Source organism: Aliivibrio sp. S3MY1, assembly GCF_028765575.1.
Classification (GTDB): Bacteria; Pseudomonadota; Gammaproteobacteria; order Enterobacterales; family Vibrionaceae; genus Aliivibrio.
In genome coordinates this window covers 69,088-87,379 of sequence record NZ_JARACO010000011.1, presented here as the reverse complement: position 1 = coordinate 87,379, position 18,292 = coordinate 69,088, and the positions used below count along the sequence as shown (strand labels likewise).

Annotated in this window: 15 protein-coding genes; 8 read left to right on the top strand and 7 right to left on the bottom strand. The window is 40.2% G+C overall.

Annotation, left to right across the window (positions count from 1 at the left end; all coding sequences use genetic code 11):
• Positions 1–62 precede the first annotated feature (62 nt).
• The 4 genes from PVK62_RS09450 to purL form a co-directional block, all read right to left on the bottom strand.
• On the bottom strand, positions 63–548 hold the full coding sequence (locus PVK62_RS09450; protein WP_274443930.1) for a GreA/GreB family elongation factor: 486 nt from the start codon (positions 546–548) through the stop codon (positions 63–65).
• 97 nt (positions 549–645) lie between these two features.
• On the bottom strand, positions 646–972 hold the full coding sequence (locus tag PVK62_RS09445; protein WP_274443932.1) for a DUF3622 domain-containing protein: 327 nt from the start codon (positions 970–972) through the stop codon (positions 646–648).
• A gap of 169 nt (positions 973–1,141) precedes the next feature.
• Positions 1,142–1,651 (bottom strand): RNA methyltransferase, encoded by a 510-nt coding sequence (locus PVK62_RS09440; protein WP_274443933.1) that lies wholly within the window; start codon positions 1,649–1,651, stop codon positions 1,142–1,144.
• Positions 1,652–1,893: 242 nt separating this feature from the next.
• Positions 1,894–5,790, bottom strand: coding sequence for a phosphoribosylformylglycinamidine synthase (gene purL / locus PVK62_RS09435; RefSeq protein WP_274443934.1), 3,897 nt, complete (start codon positions 5,788–5,790; stop codon positions 1,894–1,896).
• 362 nt (positions 5,791–6,152) lie between these two features.
• Between purL and mltF the strand changes: the two genes are divergently transcribed.
• Entirely contained in the window at positions 6,153–7,637 is a 1,485-nt protein-coding gene (gene mltF, locus PVK62_RS09430; RefSeq protein WP_274443935.1) for a membrane-bound lytic murein transglycosylase MltF, read from the top strand.
• Between the two features lie 162 nt (positions 7,638–7,799).
• The gene (locus PVK62_RS09425) at positions 7,800–7,958 is read left to right on the top strand and encodes a hypothetical protein (protein WP_274443936.1); all 159 of its coding nucleotides are present in this window, start codon (positions 7,800–7,802) and stop codon (positions 7,956–7,958) included.
• A 92-nt stretch (positions 7,959–8,050) separates the two neighbouring features.
• Here PVK62_RS09425 and tadA read toward each other — a convergent pair whose 3' ends face one another.
• Both tadA and PVK62_RS09415 read right to left on the bottom strand, forming a co-directional pair.
• On the bottom strand, positions 8,051–8,581 hold the full coding sequence (gene tadA, locus PVK62_RS09420; RefSeq protein ID WP_274443937.1) for a tRNA adenosine(34) deaminase TadA: 531 nt from the start codon (positions 8,579–8,581) through the stop codon (positions 8,051–8,053).
• Entirely contained in the window at positions 8,582–9,454 is an 873-nt protein-coding gene (locus PVK62_RS09415) for a LysR substrate-binding domain-containing protein (RefSeq protein ID WP_274443938.1), read from the bottom strand.
• 190 nt (positions 9,455–9,644) lie between these two features.
• Between PVK62_RS09415 and PVK62_RS09410 the strand changes: the two genes are divergently transcribed.
• The 4 genes from PVK62_RS09410 to fghA all read left to right on the top strand — a co-directional run bounded on the left by PVK62_RS09410 (position 9,645) and on the right by fghA (position 14,911).
• Entirely contained in the window at positions 9,645–10,793 is a 1,149-nt protein-coding gene (locus tag PVK62_RS09410; RefSeq protein WP_274443939.1) for an S-(hydroxymethyl)glutathione dehydrogenase/class III alcohol dehydrogenase, read from the top strand.
• A 160-nt stretch (positions 10,794–10,953) separates the two neighbouring features.
• Entirely contained in the window at positions 10,954–12,231 is a 1,278-nt protein-coding gene (locus tag PVK62_RS09405) for a dicarboxylate/amino acid:cation symporter (protein ID WP_274443940.1), read from the top strand.
• Positions 12,232–12,701: 470 nt separating this feature from the next.
• Complete coding sequence (locus tag PVK62_RS09400) at positions 12,702–13,850, top strand: S-(hydroxymethyl)glutathione dehydrogenase/class III alcohol dehydrogenase (RefSeq protein ID WP_274443939.1); 1,149 nt, start codon at positions 12,702–12,704, stop codon at positions 13,848–13,850.
• 218 nt (positions 13,851–14,068) lie between these two features.
• A complete protein-coding gene (fghA, locus tag PVK62_RS09395) occupies positions 14,069–14,911 on the top strand; it encodes an S-formylglutathione hydrolase (protein ID WP_274443941.1) in 843 nt (280 codons plus the stop codon).
• 96 nt (positions 14,912–15,007) lie between these two features.
• On the opposite strand, the gene PVK62_RS09390 is transcribed toward fghA, so the two are convergent.
• Complete coding sequence (locus PVK62_RS09390; RefSeq protein WP_274443942.1) at positions 15,008–16,312, bottom strand: hypothetical protein; 1,305 nt, start codon at positions 16,310–16,312, stop codon at positions 15,008–15,010.
• Between the two features lie 293 nt (positions 16,313–16,605).
• On the opposite strand from PVK62_RS09390, the gene PVK62_RS09385 reads away from it, so the two are divergent.
• Both PVK62_RS09385 and PVK62_RS09380 read left to right on the top strand, forming a co-directional pair.
• Complete coding sequence (locus PVK62_RS09385) at positions 16,606–16,986, top strand: Rid family detoxifying hydrolase (protein WP_274443943.1); 381 nt, start codon at positions 16,606–16,608, stop codon at positions 16,984–16,986.
• A gap of 22 nt (positions 16,987–17,008) precedes the next feature.
• The gene (locus PVK62_RS09380; protein ID WP_274443944.1) at positions 17,009–18,286 is read left to right on the top strand and encodes an L-cysteine desulfidase family protein; all 1,278 of its coding nucleotides are present in this window, start codon (positions 17,009–17,011) and stop codon (positions 18,284–18,286) included.
• Positions 18,287–18,292: the final 6 nt, after the last annotated feature.

Here is an 18,292-nt window from a genome sequence, read left to right as displayed (position 1 = left end):
ATTAGAGTCACTTAATAATAAGAGAGGTTCGCCTCTCTTATTTTATAACGAATTACCACTTATTACTGCACATCTATAATTTCATATTGCTGCTTCTTGCCAGCTAAATTCAATTCAAACTCATCACCAAGTTGCAGTCCTATCATGGCTTTTCCTAGCGGAGCTGACGGCGTTATTAGTGAAAATGTCATTGTATTATGAGTTACTTTTACTCCTCCTGCTGACGGACCGATAAAAAATATACTCTCAACATCATCTTGATTTACAAGCGTCACTAAAGCGCATTGGTTAATTACACTCTCTTCACTATATTCTAAACGCGGTAATTTACGATACGCTAGAATATCAGCTTCACACTCAGCAACTCGTAGCGCTTGTCCATGAGCTAAATAAGAGGCTTCTAAGCCAAAGGTTTCATACTTACTTCGTGCAATCGCTTCTTTATCTGTCGCTTGATCAATGGCTCGTTGCGTGGCTTCTAGTGCCATTTGATGAATTTGACGCAGCTCTTGAATAATGGAACTTAGTAACGCTTCTTTTTCTATCATAAGTGAGATTACTTTATTGGAAATATAAAAAATGGCAGTTACGGATAACTGCCATTTCATGATATCTATTTTTCTATCACATTACTGTGATGACAAATTACTCTTCGTCGTAATCGTATTCGTCTTCATCGTTTGCTGCATCACGAGCGGCTTCATATTCCGCTTTTTGTGCTGCTGATTTTTCTTTTTTACGCGCGATCATTTCTTCTTTTTCGCTGCGTTGTTCCGCTTTACGATCATTACGAACTGCTTGTGTTTTTGCAAATTCAACAAGCTCTTTCTCTGCCCATTCAACTGCTTCTGCTTCGCTTTCAAAACCAAGCTGACGCTTAGATACAACCGTTCTGCGAGAAGTTACTTGGCGCGTAATTTCAGCAGCCCAAGCGTTACGTTTTTCTACAATACGGTAATCAAATTTTGCCATTTTTTTTTCCTAGAATTCGATAGTTAAGGGATAGATCATTGTTAAAAAATCCATCTATAACTGCAGTACAATATCTGCATTCCCTTTAATGCCCGCTATTAAAACACATCTAGCCAAAAATGCATCAAAAAGATGTCAATCTATAAGCGCTTTAAAGGAGAAGTTGATCTTATTTTTTTACCACTAAATGATTGCGGTTGTCTCGACTACTGCGGATCAACTCATCACCTTTCACAATATCAACTGACTTTGCTAATCGATCATATAGAAGTACATTGACAGTCGCAGCTAAATTCATGCAACCAACAGTTGGAACATAAACGACATGATCTGCTCTATCTGCAACCTCTTGGGTAATTGAACCGTCTTCAGGGCCAAAAACATAAATTGCTTTATCTGGATGTTGAAACTCAGGAAGAGATATTGCTCCCTCAGCAAGTTCAACACACACCACTTTCATGTCTACTGGTAATTCATCCAATAAACAGTCAACACTGGTTAGCGGGATCTTATTGGCTACTTTTTTAGTATCCGTTTGAAATTTTGCCGCACGATCATACCTCTCACCCGTATAGCGAACATCATCAACTTGATAACAACCAGCAGCACGCATCACTGCACCGACATTCGTTGGGCTTTTCGGGTTACTCAAACCAATCGTAACGTGCGTATTTTTCATTGCTTCTTCCAACAGATAAAAATAAAGCGTTATTCTAACAAAAAAACCGCTGAAGCCTAAGCTTCAGCGGTTTTTTTTAAAAAGAGCCGTCTTTACCCAACTCTTTTGTTTATTATAGAACAGACTGTTAATTCAATTTTCAGATTTTTATCACATTTTCAAAAAATCATAATAAATAATTGATTATTAAATTAAAGATATTGATTAACACTTAATAAGCCTCAACCAAATTATGCTCTAAATTAGCCAATATTCTTACGTGCGTTTTGGAACATACGCATCCAAGCACCATTTTCACCCCAAGTCTCAGGAGCCCAAGAGTTAGCAACCGTACGGAATACACGCTCTGGGTGAGGCATCATGATCGTTACACGACCGTCCGTTGTTGTTAACCCTGTGATAGCGTTTGGTGAACCATTCGGATTATTTGGATATTGCTGTGTTGGGTTACCGTGGTTATCAACGTAACGTAAAGCAACCGTACCTGAGTTTTCAATCGCATTTAGGTGGTCGTTGTCACGTACTTCTACGCGGCCTTCACCGTGAGAAACAGCGATTGGCATACGAGAACCTTCCATGCCGTTGAAGAATACAGAATCAGACTTCTGAACTTCAACTAGGCTGAAACGCGCTTCAAAACGCTCAGATTCGTTACGAACAAAACGTGGCCAATACTCTGCACCAGGGATGAGTTCACGTAGGTTAGATAACATCTGACAACCATTACATACACCTAGAGAGAAGGTATCTTCACGCTTGAAGAAGTTTTCAAATTGGTCACGCGTAGAGTCATTAAACAGCACTGATTTAGCCCAACCTTCACCAGCACCTAGTACGTCACCGTAAGAGAATCCACCACACGCCACCAGACCGTTGTACTCTTCTAGTACCGCTTGACCCGTTAGGATGTCACTCATGTGAATATCAGTTGCTTCGAAGCCTGCACGATCAAATGCGGCTGCCATTTCAACATGAGAGTTAACCCCCTGCTCACGTAGAATTGCCATCTTAGGTTTAGCACCTAGATTGATATAAGGCGCTGCAATATCTTCGTTTACATCAAAGCTTAGGCTAACGTTTAGACCTGGGTCTGAATTGTCTTTCTTCGCTTCATGCTCCTGGTCTGCACATATAGGATTATCACGTAAACCTTGCATTTTATGCGTTGTTTCAGCCCAAATAGTACGTAATTCAGTACGATTCCGTTCTACTATAACCTGCTCACCAGACTTAATAACCACTTCGTCAGATACTTCAACAGAACCAATAATGTGTGAACATTCACCTAGCTCATTTGCTGCTAATGTTGACAACACCGAATCTAAATCGTCATTACGAACTTGGATTACCGCACCTAACTCTTCATTAAATAATGCAGCTAATGTATCTTCGCCTAATGCTTCAATGTTCGCACTCACACCACAGTGACCAGCAAATGCCATTTCAGCAAGCGTTACGAATAAACCGCCATCGCCTTTATCGTGGTAAGCCACTACTTGATCATTTGCGATTAATGTTTGAATGCCTTCGTAGAAGCCTTTTAGTTGTACTGCGTTGTCTACGTCTGCTGGCTTATCACCAAGTTGCTTGTAAACTTGCGCTAGTGCTGTCGCCCCCATACGGTTTTTACCGTTACCAAGGTCAATGAGAACTAGCGATGTTTCACCTTTGTCGGTGCGTAGTTGAGGAGTTACTGTCTTACGAACATCTTCAATACGTGCAAAAGCAGTGATAACAAGAGACAGTGGAGAAGTCACTTCTTTGTGCTCACCATTATCGATCCACTTAGTCTTCATCGACATTGAATCTTTGCCCACAGGGATAGTTAGACCAAGTGCAGGACAAAGCTCTTCACCTACCGCTTTAACCGCTTCGTAAAGACCGGCATCTTCACCAGGATGACCCGCTGGAGACATCCAGTTTGCAGATAGTTTAATGTGTTTAATATCACCAATGTTTGTTGCTGCTATGTTGGTAATTGCTTCACCAACCGCTAAACGAGCTGATGCACCAAAGTCTAAAAGAGCAACGGGGGTACGCTCACCAAGAGACATCGCTTCACCGTGGTATGTATCATAACTTGCCGCAGTTACTGCACAGTTAGCAACAGGAACCTGCCATGGTCCAACCATTTGGTCACGAGCTACAAGCCCCGTCACCGAGCGGTCACCAATCGTGATTAAGAATGTTTTCTCAGCCACTGTTGGTAAACGAAGTACACGATCTATTGCCTCATTCATTTCAATGCCTGAACGATCAATGGCTGGATTATTCGCTTTTAGTGTTTTCGCATCACGGTGCATTTTAGGGGTTTTACCTAAAAGGATGTCCATTGGCATATCAATTGGCGTATTGTCGAAATGTGAATCTTCTAATTTCAGAGTACGCTCTTCAGTTGCTTTACCAACAACCGCATATGGTGCACGTTCACGCTTACAAATCGCTTCAAATGTCGCTAAGTCTTTATCTGCAACCGCCATTACATAACGTTCTTGAGATTCATTACACCAAATTTCAAGTGGGCTCATGCCTGGTTCATCATTTGGTACATCACGTAAGTTAAAGATACCGCCACGCTCGCCATCATCAACAAGTTCAGGTAATGCGTTTGAAATACCACCCGCGCCCACATCATGGATAAATGCGATTGGGTTTGCATCACCAAGCTGCCAACAACGGTCGATAACTTCCTGACAACGACGTTCCATTTCTGGGTTTTCACGTTGTACTGAAGCGAAATCTAGATCTTCAGAAGAAGATCCAGAGTCCATTGAAGATGCTGCACCGCCGCCAAGGCCGATGTTCATCGCAGGACCACCAAGTACGATTAAGCTTGCGCCTACTGGGATCTCTTTCTTCTGAACATGATCATCACGAATATTACCTAACCCCCCTGCAAGCATGATTGGCTTGTGGTAACCACGGACTTCTTCACCATTATGAGAGTTTACTTTTTCTTCATAAGTACGGAAGTAACCTAACAGGTTTGGACGACCAAATTCATTGTTAAATGCCGCGCCACCTAGAGGGCCTTCAAGCATAATATCAAGCGCTGTAACGATACGACTTGGCTTACCAAAATCCGTTTCCCACGGTTGAACAAAATTAGGGATTTTCAAGTTAGATACAGAAAAACCAACTAAACCCGCTTTTGGTTTACCACCGATACCGGTTGCACCTTCATCACGGATTTCACCGCCAGAACCTGTTGATGCACCCGGCCAAGGAGAGATTGCTGTTGGGTGGTTATGCGTTTCAACTTTCATCAAGATGTGTGTTTTCTCTTGATGGTAACCATAGCCACGAGTTTCTGGATCTGGGAAGAAGCGACCAACTGTAGAACCCGTCATTACGGCTGCATTATCTTTATAAGCAGACAGTACGTTTTCAGGGGTTACTTCGAAGGTGTTTTTGATCATCTTGAATAATGATTTCTCTTGCTTAACCCCATCGATAGTCCAATCTGCATTGAAGATTTTGTGACGACAATGCTCTGAGTTCGCTTGTGCAAACATCATCAATTCGATATCTGTTGGATTACGACCTAGCTTTTCAGTAAAGCTTTCAAGTAAATAATCAATCTCATCTTCCGCCAAAGCAAGACCTAGGGTAACGTTTGCGTTTTCTAACGCTTTACGGCCACCGGCTAATAGATCAACTTCTGCATATGGCGCAGGTTCTGCTGCCGTAAATAATGCTGCCGCTGATTCAAAATCAGTAAAGACCACTTCCATCATGCGATCATGAAGAATGGCTTTTAGTTCAACTAATTGAAGTTCAGAAAGTGTTTCAGACGTTTCTACATAATAAGCCGTACCACGCTCTAAACGTGCGATGTTAACTAAACCACAGTTACGAGCGATATCAGTAGATTTTGAAGACCAAGGAGAAATAGTGCCCGGGCGAGGAGTAGAAAGAAGTAATAAACCTTCAGGCTCATGCTCTTCAATCGTTGGACCATAAGTCAGTAATTTTTCTAACTTAGCAACCTCAGACGCATCAAGGTCTGCCGTTACATCAGCAAAATGGGTAAATTCAGCATAAATACCAGTAACAGGTAAATTTAGCTCGCAACAAAGCTCAAGTAGCTTGTTAACACGAAATTCAGATAGAGCAGGTGAACCACGCAAAATTCTCATGTACTTAGGTCTCTTTGGCAATGAATTAAAGGTAATATTGGAATAGTTTCATGCTGTTATAAATAGTTAACTCGATTAATTATTCATAACTCATGTGGCTATGCCGATGTTACCTCTGCTATTGCGAACGCATTATAAAGGATTTTGTTTTGTGAAGTAACACCAAAAGCAACCGTTTGCGTATTTTTTTTAAAAAAAATGTAAATGCCCTCTTAATCAGATAAATTTGAATAGAAAACAAACAAACATAAAAATAAACTGCCTCAATATCTAATAATTGTTGTAATTTGTTACTGCGCTTTTGCCTCTTGATATCCCATTTGATATAACTACACCTTACTTATTTAAAAGAGCATTCTGACTTGAGCCGCATCCCTTATCATCGTCTTCTAAAATCTTTCCTTGTTATTTCTACACTGGTTTTTACTCTCACAGGGTGCCAAGTAGAATCAGAACCAAAAACAAAGCTAGAGCAGGTCAGAGAACGCGGTGTTTTGCGAGTCAGTACATTAAATAATCAGCTTTCTTATTATATTGGTTCTAATGGCCCAACAGGATTAGATTACGATCTTGCAAAAGCCTTTGCTGAAAAATTGGAAGTAAAACTCGAAATCACTCCGGCATACACTTACTCTGGCTTATTTCCTACCCTTAATCGCAATGAAGTTGATATTATTGCAGCCAATATGACCATAACTCCTGAACGTTTAGCTGAGTATAATCCAGGACCTGTTTATTACTATGTCAGCCAACAAGTCGTTTATAAGAAAGGCAGTTGGCGTCCACGTAACATTAAGAACTTAACTCAACTTGATGAAAACGTAACGATCGTTAAAGATTCAAGTTTTGAAGGCACGCTAAGCAAGTTAAAAGAGAAGCATCCTAAACTTGAGTGGCATGCCGAAGCCGATGCCGATGTGAGTGAGTTATTGAAAAAAGTCGCTAATGGAGAAATTCACTACACACTGGCTGACTCCGTTGAATTATCACTCACACAACGTATTCACCCTGAGTTAGCGGTTGCTTTTGAGCTAACCGAAGATCAACCTATCGCTTGGTTCTTACAAAAAACAGAGGACGATAGTTTACAAGCTCTGGTCATTGAATTTTTTGGCGAGCTAAAAGAAAGCGGCAAACTGGCTCTTTTAGAAGAAAAATATTTTGGTCATGTTGAATCGTTTGATTATGTTGATACACGCGCTTTCATTCGTGCATTAGAGAGCAAACTGCCTAAATGGGAACCTCTATTTAAAAAGTACGCAGGTGACTTTGATTGGCGTTTCCTTGCTGCTTTGTCATACCAAGAATCGCATTGGAACCCGTTAGCAAAATCACCAACAGGCGTACGAGGCATGATGATGTTAACGCTTCCAACAGCTCAATCTGTTGGCGTTAAAAATCGCTTGAGCCCAGAGCAAAGTATTCGTGGCGGAGCTGAATATTTACGTCGTATAGTAAAACGAGTGCCGGATTCAATAACTGAACATGAAAAGATTTGGTTTGCCCTTGCCTCTTACAATATTGGCTTTGGACACATGATGGATGCGCGCCGATTAACTAAGCGCCTTGGGGGAGATCCAGACTCTTGGACCGATGTTAAAGATAACCTGCCACTATTGCGTCAAAAGCGTTATTACAAGTACCTTCGTTATGGTTTTGCTCGTGGCGATGAAGCTCAAAATTATGTAGAGAACATTCGTCGTTATTACCAAAGTATTATTGGCTATGAACAAGAACAAGCAAACAAGTTGATCCAAGGAGAAATTACGGTTGAAGATTTAACCGTAATTGATGTTCCACTTTCTTCTGCAGCGGCGACGATTAGTAATGCCACATCCAGCAAATAAGTCTCTATTTGCTGGTAATAAAAATGGTTAAAAAACTTACTAAATGGCATATTCATATTTCGGTAACAATTAACACATACGCTGAGTTAACTTGTTCTAAAAAATATGCCCATTAAAGTTAAACGTACTTTAATTTTTATTCGTTAAATTAAGGGGGAGCCCATGCTCTCTAATAGAAGAAAACTTAAACCAAGTGCTTCACTCAAAGGCAGCACTCAACGTCGACGTAAGCTGTTAAATAACCATAAGAAAGTACTTCATCGTCAACGTACTTATGCTATGTCACTGTTTGATGAAGGCGAAGCATTCTCTTGTCGCTAATCTTTAGACAAGCGTTTTTTATTCGCACACAGTAAAAAGGCAAATTGCGATAATTCAATTTGCCCTCTCTTACATTTACTTTATCTTCTAGATTATTCCATCATCTGATTTTTCAATTCAGCTTCCCGCTGTACCTTCCGCTCTTCTTTTTTCTCTTTACGTCTGCGTTTAAAAAAAGCTTGTAGCTGTGCTCTACACTCTTCTTCCATCACTCCAGAAGCACACTCTACAAAATGAAATGCGGTTGCCGAAGTAAATAGATTAATCACACTGCCAGATGCACCTGTTTTCATATCTGTTGCACCAAAAACCACATTCTTAATACGGCTGTGTACAATTGCGCCTGCACACATAGGGCATGGCTCTAACGTAACGTATAATGTCGCATCAACTAAGCGATAATTTTCAATTTTACTTCCCGCTTGTTTGATCGCCATCATCTCTGCATGTGCGGTTGCGTCATGAGAGCCAATTGAACGGTTCCATCCCTCGCCTATGATTTCACCATCTAAGACAATCACAGCACCAACAGGAACTTCACCTTCTTCCTCTGCAATTGCGGCCAATTCCATTGCTCGCTGCATATAGACGTTGGCCTTTTTATTTTCTTCTTCAACACTCATTTATTCAGCTAACTCTTGGGCTAAAAACTCAACCAATAGACGAACCTTAGTGGAAAGGTGGCGATTATTTGGATACACCGCCCAAATCCCTTCTTTTGGTTCTCGATAAGGCACGAGTATTTCAACAAGCTCTCCTTTATCCATCGATTCCTGAACATAAAAATCAGGCAGTTGAACGATACCTAAGCCTTTTAACGCTGCATTAGTTAAGGCTGCACCGCTATTACAATGAACTGACCCTTTTACTCTTACGCTTTTTTCTTTTTTCTTTTCAATAAAACGCCAAATAGGCAAACTACCTATCAGACAGTTATGCTGAGATAATTCAGATAAGGTATGAGGCTCACCATGTTTTTCTATATAATCAGGAGAAGCGCACACTCGAACCTGTCTACTTGATAAGCGCTTTGCCATCATGGTTGAATCGGTTAAACGTCCTAATCGAATCGCCAAGTCAAAATCTTGCTCAACTAAATCTAATGTCTGATTTGATAAAACAAGTTCAAGCTCTAACTGTGGATACATCAACATAAAATCACTAAGCAGTGGCGCAATTAACTGCTCACCATACGTCACCGACGATGTAATTTTTAAGCGTCCTTGAGGTGTTGCATTAAGCTCAGTGATCGCTCTATCTGCTTGTTTTAATCCTTCAACTAAATGACGACAATGCTGATAATAAGTCTGTCCAGCTTCCGTTACCGATACTTTTCGAGTTGTTCTTATCAATAATTTAATTGAAAGACGATCTTCTAATGCCGCGACTTTACGACTAATTTGTGCCACTGATGTATCAAGAGCTCTGGCCGCTCCTGTAAAGCTTTGCGCTTCAGCAACGGCAACAAACTCAGTTACCCCTTCCCAATCAATCACAGGCTGTTCCTCACTAGTATTATTACATATTCGTAAAAATTATTTACTATTCTACCGTATTATCAATTAGCGGAAAATACTTATAATGGCACACAACAAGACGACGAGCACAAACAAAAAAGTTGAATTACACTTAAAATGAAACTGCTATTTATGTCGTCGATTAAATTATCCCAATAAGGAAAATACAATGGCTCTTGATATTAAACCAGATCAAACTCACATCAAATCTAAAGCAATGGTAGCTTGGGCTGCTGGCGAACCTCTAAAAATGGAAGAAGTTGATGTTCAACTTCCTAAAGCGGGCGAAGTTTTAGTTCGCATCGTTGCTACTGGTGTATGTCACACTGATTTATTCACTCTGTCTGGTGATGATCCAGAAGGTATCTTCCCATCAATCCTTGGCCACGAAGGTGGCGGTATTGTTGAAATGGTTGGTGAAGGCGTAACAGGTCTTGAAATTGGTGACCACGTTATCCCTCTTTACACTGCTGAGTGTGGCGAATGTAAATTCTGTAAATCAGGCAAAACTAACCTTTGCCAAGCAGTTCGTGAAACTCAAGGCCAAGGCCTTATGCCTGATGGTACTAGCCGTTTCTCTATTAACGGTGAAACTATCTTCCATTACATGGGTTGCTCTACGTTCTCTGAATACACCGTTCTTCCTGAAATCTCTCTAGCGAAAGTGTCTAAAGAAGCTCCTCTTGAAGAAGTTTGTCTTCTAGGTTGTGGCGTAACGACTGGTATGGGTGCGGTTCTTAACACGGCTAAAGTTGAAAAAGGCGATACGGTTGCTGTATTCGGCCTAGGTGGTATCGGTCTTTCAGCTATCATCGGTGCGAAAATGGCTGGTGCAAGCCGCATCATCGGTGTTGACTTAAACGAAAGCAAATACGAACTAGCTAAAAAATTAGGTGCAACTGATTGCATCAACCCTGCAAATTTCGACAAGCCAATTCAAGACGTGATTGTTGAAATGACTGACGGCGGCGTAGATTACTCTTTTGAGTGTATCGGTAACGTAAACGTTATGCGTGCAGCACTTGAGTGTTGTCATAAAGGTTGGGGTGAATCAATCATCATCGGTGTTGCTGGTGCGGGTCAAGAGATCTCAACTCGTCCATTCCAACTTGTGACTGGTCGTGTATGGCGTGGCTCTGCATTCGGTGGTGTTAAAGGCCGTACTGAGCTTCCAGGTATCGTTGACCGTTACATGCAAGGTGAGTTCGCTCTTGATGACTTCATCACTCACACTATGGGCCTTGCAGATGTAAACGCAGCGTTCGACTTAATGCACGAAGGTAAATCTATCCGTACTGTTCTACATATGGATAAATAAGTTTTAACATTTAAAACTTAACGATCATTAACTAAACGTAAAGCCCGTTAGATTCATTTCAAACGGGCTTTATTTTTTAAAGGTGCATATGTTTATTAAAGGAAAAATCCTTCAATAAACGTATAAAGCACCTTCTCCAAAATCACTGGAAATCTTTATTATGTTGACTAAATTGCGTCAATCTTTGCCTTTGCAATTACTACTAGCTGCATTACTTGCATGGTTTTTTACCCTATTTATTTCTCCGACAACTGACGTAACACAAACTTCTTGGTATCAATTAGTCATGTTAGGTAAAGTCACTTATATCGGTTTACTTAAAATGGTCGTTGGCCTCGTCGTTATGTTTTCTTTACTTCAAGGCATAACAAGTATTGGCTCCATCACTCGTCTAAAGCAAGTTGGTCGTAATACCTTACTATTTTACAGCTTTACCACTTTGCTAGCGATCTCTCTTGGTTTAGGTGCATCATTACTATTACCAGCATGGCAACCTCTGACGGAATTTGCACCTGTTGGGGATAATGTTCAGCTCATTAGCGAAGAGTCCGCAGGCGGAGCTGCCATTGCCAGTAAACTGTTAAATATGGCTTTTGTTAACCCAGTTGCCGCATTAACTCATGGTAATTTGCTCGCTATCGTTGTGTTTTCATTTATGTTGGGATTGGCTTTACTCTCCTCATTACCAGAAAAACACCCTATTTTTGATGTACTAAATGGCTTAAATAAAAGCATTAATACGATAGTAGGTTGGATAATTAAATTATCTCCATTGGCGGTATTTGCGATTGTTTTTGATTTTACTATTCGTGGTGGAGAATCTTTATTTCAACAGTTAGCTCTGTTTGCTCTACTGGTTTTTGTTCTGACGTTAATTCATGGTGCTATTGTTTTGCCAACGATTGCAAAACTAGCAACTGGCATTAAATATACAACCTTATTTAAAGCGATCTCTGCTCCTATGGCGATGGCTTTTGCTACCTCTTCTAGCTCTGCAACCTTGCCATTAGCAATGCAAAGTGCTCAAGAAAAACTGGGGGTGTCGCAAAGTACCAGCAGTATGGTGTTACCACTTGGTGCAGTAATGAATATGGATGGAACCGCATTATTTGAAGGGGTTGCTGCTATATTCTTAGCTCAGCTTTTTGGGGTTGATTTAACAACATCAGGGTTAGTTATGATTTTCATTATGGCTATGGTTTCATCCGTCGGTGCTCCCGGAATGCCATCAGGATCTATGTCAGGTATGCAACTGGTGCTTTTAGCCGCTGGGATCCCACTAGAAGCCATCGCGATCTTATTAATAATTGAACGCCCACTTGATACTTTCCGTACTGCTGTCAATGTTGAAGGCGATATGATTGCAGCTTTAGTTATCGATAAATGGCAAACACAATCAGCTGAAAAAGAAACTTTCACACAGGATATGCCTGCATAATTTCAATAATAAAAAGCCCTCATATTTAGAGGGCTTTGTTGTATCTAAAATAAATTACTTCATCTCTGAGTCAGAAAAGCGTTCATTTTATGAGAATGAGTAATTAAGCGACAGCTACCCTAATATGATCATAATTAAAAATAATACATAACAACCGTATTTATCCCTCCTTGCTTAGAATCCGTAGCATAACTGAACCACCTTTAACTATTCTCCCGAAGGCCACTCTTTTTTTCTTCAAATTTGAAGTTCTATCTCATTATTATATACATTTATATGTATAAATTGATCTCTCTTTAATAAGTTCACCCTTATTATTACGTTTACGTAAAAATCATTTTCATTTTAGGGGGATTATCAATTCTACTGAAACACCTATACTAGCCACATCAAAACGAGACAGCAGAAAATAAAAATTCAACTAGGCTTTAGTTGACTGCTCATTCGAATATATTAATAAGGAAAACACAATGGCTCTTGATATTAAACCAGATCAAACTCACATCAAATCTAAAGCAATGGTAGCTTGGGCTGCTGGCGAACCTCTAAAAATGGAAGAAGTTGATGTTCAACTTCCTAAAGCGGGCGAAGTTTTAGTTCGCATCGTTGCTACTGGTGTATGTCACACTGATTTATTCACTCTGTCTGGTGATGATCCAGAAGGTATCTTCCCATCAATCCTTGGCCACGAAGGTGGCGGTATTGTTGAAATGGTTGGTGAAGGCGTAACAGGTCTTGAAATTGGTGACCACGTTATCCCTCTTTACACTGCTGAGTGTGGCGAATGTAAATTCTGTAAATCAGGCAAAACTAACCTTTGCCAAGCAGTTCGTGAAACTCAAGGCCAAGGCCTTATGCCTGATGGTACTAGCCGTTTCTCTATTAACGGTGAAACTATCTTCCATTACATGGGTTGCTCTACGTTCTCTGAATACACCGTTCTTCCTGAAATCTCTCTAGCGAAAGTGTCTAAAGAAGCTCCTCTTGAAGAAGTTTGTCTTCTAGGTTGTGGCGTAACGACTGGTATGGGTGCGGTTCTTAACACGGCTAAAGTTGAAAAAGGCGATACGGTTGCTGTATTCGGCCTAGGTGGTATCGGTCTTTCAGCTATCATCGGTGCGAAAATGGCTGGTGCAAGCCGCATCATCGGTGTTGACTTAAACGAAAGCAAATACGAACTAGCTAAAAAATTAGGTGCAACTGATTGCATCAACCCTGCAAATTTCGACAAGCCAATTCAAGACGTGATTGTTGAAATGACTGACGGCGGCGTAGATTACTCTTTTGAGTGTATCGGTAACGTAAACGTTATGCGTGCAGCACTTGAGTGTTGTCATAAAGGTTGGGGTGAATCAATCATCATCGGTGTTGCTGGTGCGGGTCAAGAGATCTCAACTCGTCCATTCCAACTTGTGACTGGTCGTGTATGGCGTGGCTCTGCATTCGGTGGTGTTAAAGGCCGTACTGAGCTTCCAGGTATCGTTGACCGTTACATGCAAGGTGAGTTCGCTCTTGATGACTTCATCACTCACACTATGGGCCTTGCGGATGTAAACGCAGCGTTCGACTTAATGCACGAAGGTAAATCTATCCGTACTGTTCTACATATGGATAAATAAGTAAAAATGAGGGGCTAGATTCTCTAACCCCTTATTCTACTTTTGATCTCTAAGTGCTTTATATCAAGACAGTATGTTTATCTGCGTGGGTGGCGCAATCTATAGGTAAGCTTACTGAGTGTTTCATTCTTTATTTAAAGCACTTTAAAATCAACCAGTAGATTCCTATTCAATACAGTGATCTCGCTGATATGAATCAATATATAAAAGGGCTCATCATGACAATCGAAAATATCAGCCAAGCAAAAGTTGCCGGTGGTTGGCACAAACAATATACACACACATCATCAGCATTAAATTGCACTATGCGCTTTGCTATTTTTCTACCTGCAAACGCTTCTGAAACAAACCCTGTTCCTGTTTTATACTGGTTATCAGGCCTAACTTGCACTGATGAAAACTTCATGCAAAAAGCAGGCGCATTCAAAAAAGCGGCTGAATTAGGCATTGCGATTGTTGCAATGGATACAAGCCCTCGTGGTGAAGATGTTGCTGATGACGCAGAAGGTGCTTACGACTTTGGTTTAGGTGCTGGGTTCTACTTAAATGCAACTCAAGCCCCTTGGAATCGTCATTATCAAATGTATGACTATGTGACAAAAGAGCTCCCATCGTTAATCGAAGAGCACTTCCCTGTATCAGATAAAAAATCAATTTCTGGTCATAGCATGGGTGGTCATGGTGCAATTACCATTGGCTTGAAAAACCAAAATGCATATCAGTCTATCTCTGCATTTAGCCCTATATCTAGCCCAATCAATTGTCCTTGGGGTCAAAAAGCATTAGGCCTATATCTTGGTGATAATAAAGAGAGTTGGAAAGAATACGATAGCTCTGAGCTTCTGAAAAAAGGCTCTAACTTACCAATTTTAGTTGACCAAGGTGAAGCGGATGGCTTCTTAGAAGAACAACTAAAACCTGAATACCTACTTTCTTCCGCAGAGCAATCAGGTGCGGATGTAGAAGTAAGAATGCAACCTGGTTACGACCACAGCTACTTCTTTATTTCGACATTTATTGATGAGCATTTAGAGTTTCACGCAGCTCATTTAAATAAATAATACTGATTTAAGATAAGCAAAATCATAAATAGAAAAATCCCAGAGCAGGTTCTCCTTCTCTGGGATTTTTCATGTCTATATCGTAATTGTCTATAATTAGATAAACGCTAACACAGGAGAGATACAAAGAAGAATACCTGTAACAATAATTAAGTTCGTTGATAATCCTTTATATTTATGAAGCGTTGGTACTTTATGAACAAGGTAAGCTGGAATTAAACAGCCAACTAAACCAAATACAGGGCTACAAATTGATGTAAAAGAGAGAATAGGTGCATTTAATGCGACAGCAGACCAAGCCAGTAAAACTATAAAGACCGTGATAAGTTTATTAACTAACTCTTTGTTAATCGCCGACTCATCCATACGTCTTAGTAAAATATTCATCGCTAAACCACGACACGCTTCTTGGAAGGCCATAAATACACCAAAGAATGACGTTACGACAGCAAAAATATTAATCACGATGCCTGTAATAGTTGCCCAGCTTCCAGGGAAATAATGAGCAATAATAGCGAGAGCGGAGATGTTTTTATTCATCGCTTCTACGGCTTGCTCTTGACTGATAGCAAAGGTAAATGACACTGCAAAGAAGAAAACAACCACAAATAAGATAGCAAAAGCAATGTTCATCGCTCTTAGTGATTTATAACGCGCAACGTCAATTGATGTCTCACGTGAACGGTATGAGATAACCATAGGACTAAGAGATTGAATAAAAAGAATAGACGTTAGTGTAAATGGAAGCGTGATAATCGCATCTTTTAGCATTGGACCAAACGAACCAATGGCAGGAACGTTAGCAAAATCCCAGCGAGAAACCAGTAATAATCCCATAACAGCAACTAATGAAAGTACCGTTACAGCCATAAAACCAGACAGTTTAAATAGTAACTTCTCACCTTTAGATCCAATAAAAGCAAGAGCACAGATCAGCCCTAAACCATAGAAAACATTCTCATTTAAATGCCCTTCAGTAACGCCAAACGAGTGCAGATAAGAAGAACTGTCATTGGTTACTGCTAATGAGTAAACCAATACCCAAATAACCAACATAATGAAATAAAGAGCTCCTAAAGCTACACCCCAGTTTTTACCTAAATATCCAGTAATTACACCAGGATAATCGGTACACGTTTTTGCTTCAGCAAGGGTGTTGATAAAAAGTTTTTGAAACAAATACATCGCTGGATAACCAATAATTGAAGACAGAAGAAAAACCCAAATCCCCATGATCCCAACTTGAACAGGCAAGAATACGATCCCAGCCCCTATTGCCATACCAATACTGATAACAATCCAACCAATGTCAACGCTATCGAATTTGGTGGCCTTTTTCCATTCAGAATCCGTCATATCACTTTGACCACGACCAAGTCCTGCTAATGTAGCTGTGTTCATATAAAACTCCATCTTTGTAGGGTTCACTATTTTTATAATGTCAAAGCGACAAACCGCCGCCAATTTTGCAACTTTTGAAGAATTTACTCTCTAATTTAAAAATAACAATGCAATTTTATTTGAAATGATAACAAGATCTCAGTTCGTAAAACAAACAAAAAAATGCTGCAAAGTCATTGCAATCCTTTGCAAATAAGCATAAATTCAATTTCATTAATTTAATGCAATTATTTTTGCATAATTCAAAATAACACTTAAAATCAACAATAGTTGCAAAAGAAAGGGTAATACATATGAAGCAAATTATCGTGGCAAAATCAGCACCAGAAGCAATCGGTCCATACTCTCATGGCACCGCATTTAATGGTCTTATCTTTACATCAGGTCAATTACCAGTAGATGGTTCTACCGGTTCTGTTGTCGATGGGGGGATTACCGCTCAATCTGAAATGTCTCTTAAAAACCTAATTTCAGTAATCGAAGCTGCTGACGGTGATGTAAATACCGTTTTAAAAACAACCTGCTACCTTGCTAATATCACTGATTTCGCGGCATTTAATGAAGTATATAAAACCGTTTTCCATACCGACTGCCCTGCACGCTCTTGCTTTGCGGTAAAAGATCTTCCGCTTGGCGTATTAGTTGAAGTTGAAGCAATTGCGCATCAAAAATAATAATTAGATAAAGGTGAACAAAATGAACTCTACCTGGAAGCAATACATTACTATTTTAAAAAGTGTCGTAAAACCTGCTCTTGGCTGTACTGAACCTATTTGTGCAGCCTATGCAACAAGCGTAGCAACACAAATGCTAGGAGAAAAAGCAGATACGATTGATGTTTTTGTCTCTGATAATTTGTATAAAAATAGTATGGGTGTTTTTGTTCCAAGAACAGGTAGAGTTGGTCTTGCTATTGCAGCGGCTGCAGGCGCCACTGGTGGAAACCCTGAAGCAGGGTTAGAAGTACTTGCAAAACTGACAGAATCTCAAGTAAATGCAGCACAACAGCTTATTGATGCAGGGAAAGTTCAAGTAAAACGAGAAGCAACAGATGAATTTATCTATTGCCGTGTTATCGTTAAAGGCTCACAACATCACGCAGAAGTCACTATCAGTGGAGGTCATACCCTCATTGTAGAAAAACGACTTGATGGTAATGTCATTTTTTCCCTTGATTCTTCATTACCAAAAGCCTCTACCGCTTCTATTTGTGATGGCGTCGATATCACTATTTCCTCGATTTATGATTTCGCTACTCAAGCCAACTTTGATGACATTAAATTTATCCTTGAAGCTAAAGAGCTTAATATTGCTCTTGCTCAAGAAGGATTGGATAACCCATACGGCTTAGAGGTGGGCCGTACTTATCAAAAGAACATAGATACAGGGCTGCTTTCAAAAAGTTTAGACAGTGATATTTTAATCTATACCTCTGCGGCATCTGATGCTCGAATGGGCGGTGCAACCTTACCTGCGATGTCTAATTATGGCAGCGGTAATCAAGGTATCGCTGCAACAATTCCTGTCGTTAAAATGGCTGATTTTTATAATGCCGATGAAGAAGCATTAGCAAGAGCGTTTATTATGAGTCACCTTGGCGCTATTTACATCAAATCTCATTACCCACCACTATCCGCATTTTGTGGCAATGCCGTAACCTCTGCAGCAGCAGCGATGGCGATGGTATATTTGGCAGGTGGTACATTCGAACAATCTTGCTCTGCCATTCAAAACACCATTAGTGATACTAGCGGTATGATCTGTGATGGGGCGAAATCAACCTGTGCGATGAAAGTAGGCAGCAGTGCCCAATCAGCAATGAAATCATCCCTACTCGCTTTGAATAATCACTGCGTAACAAAACAGGGGGTTATTGCTGAAGATGTCGAAAAAACCATTAAAAACATCGGTAGAATGATAACCACAGGAATGCCAAATATTGATCATGAAATCATTGAAATAATGGCGTCATAATGAAAA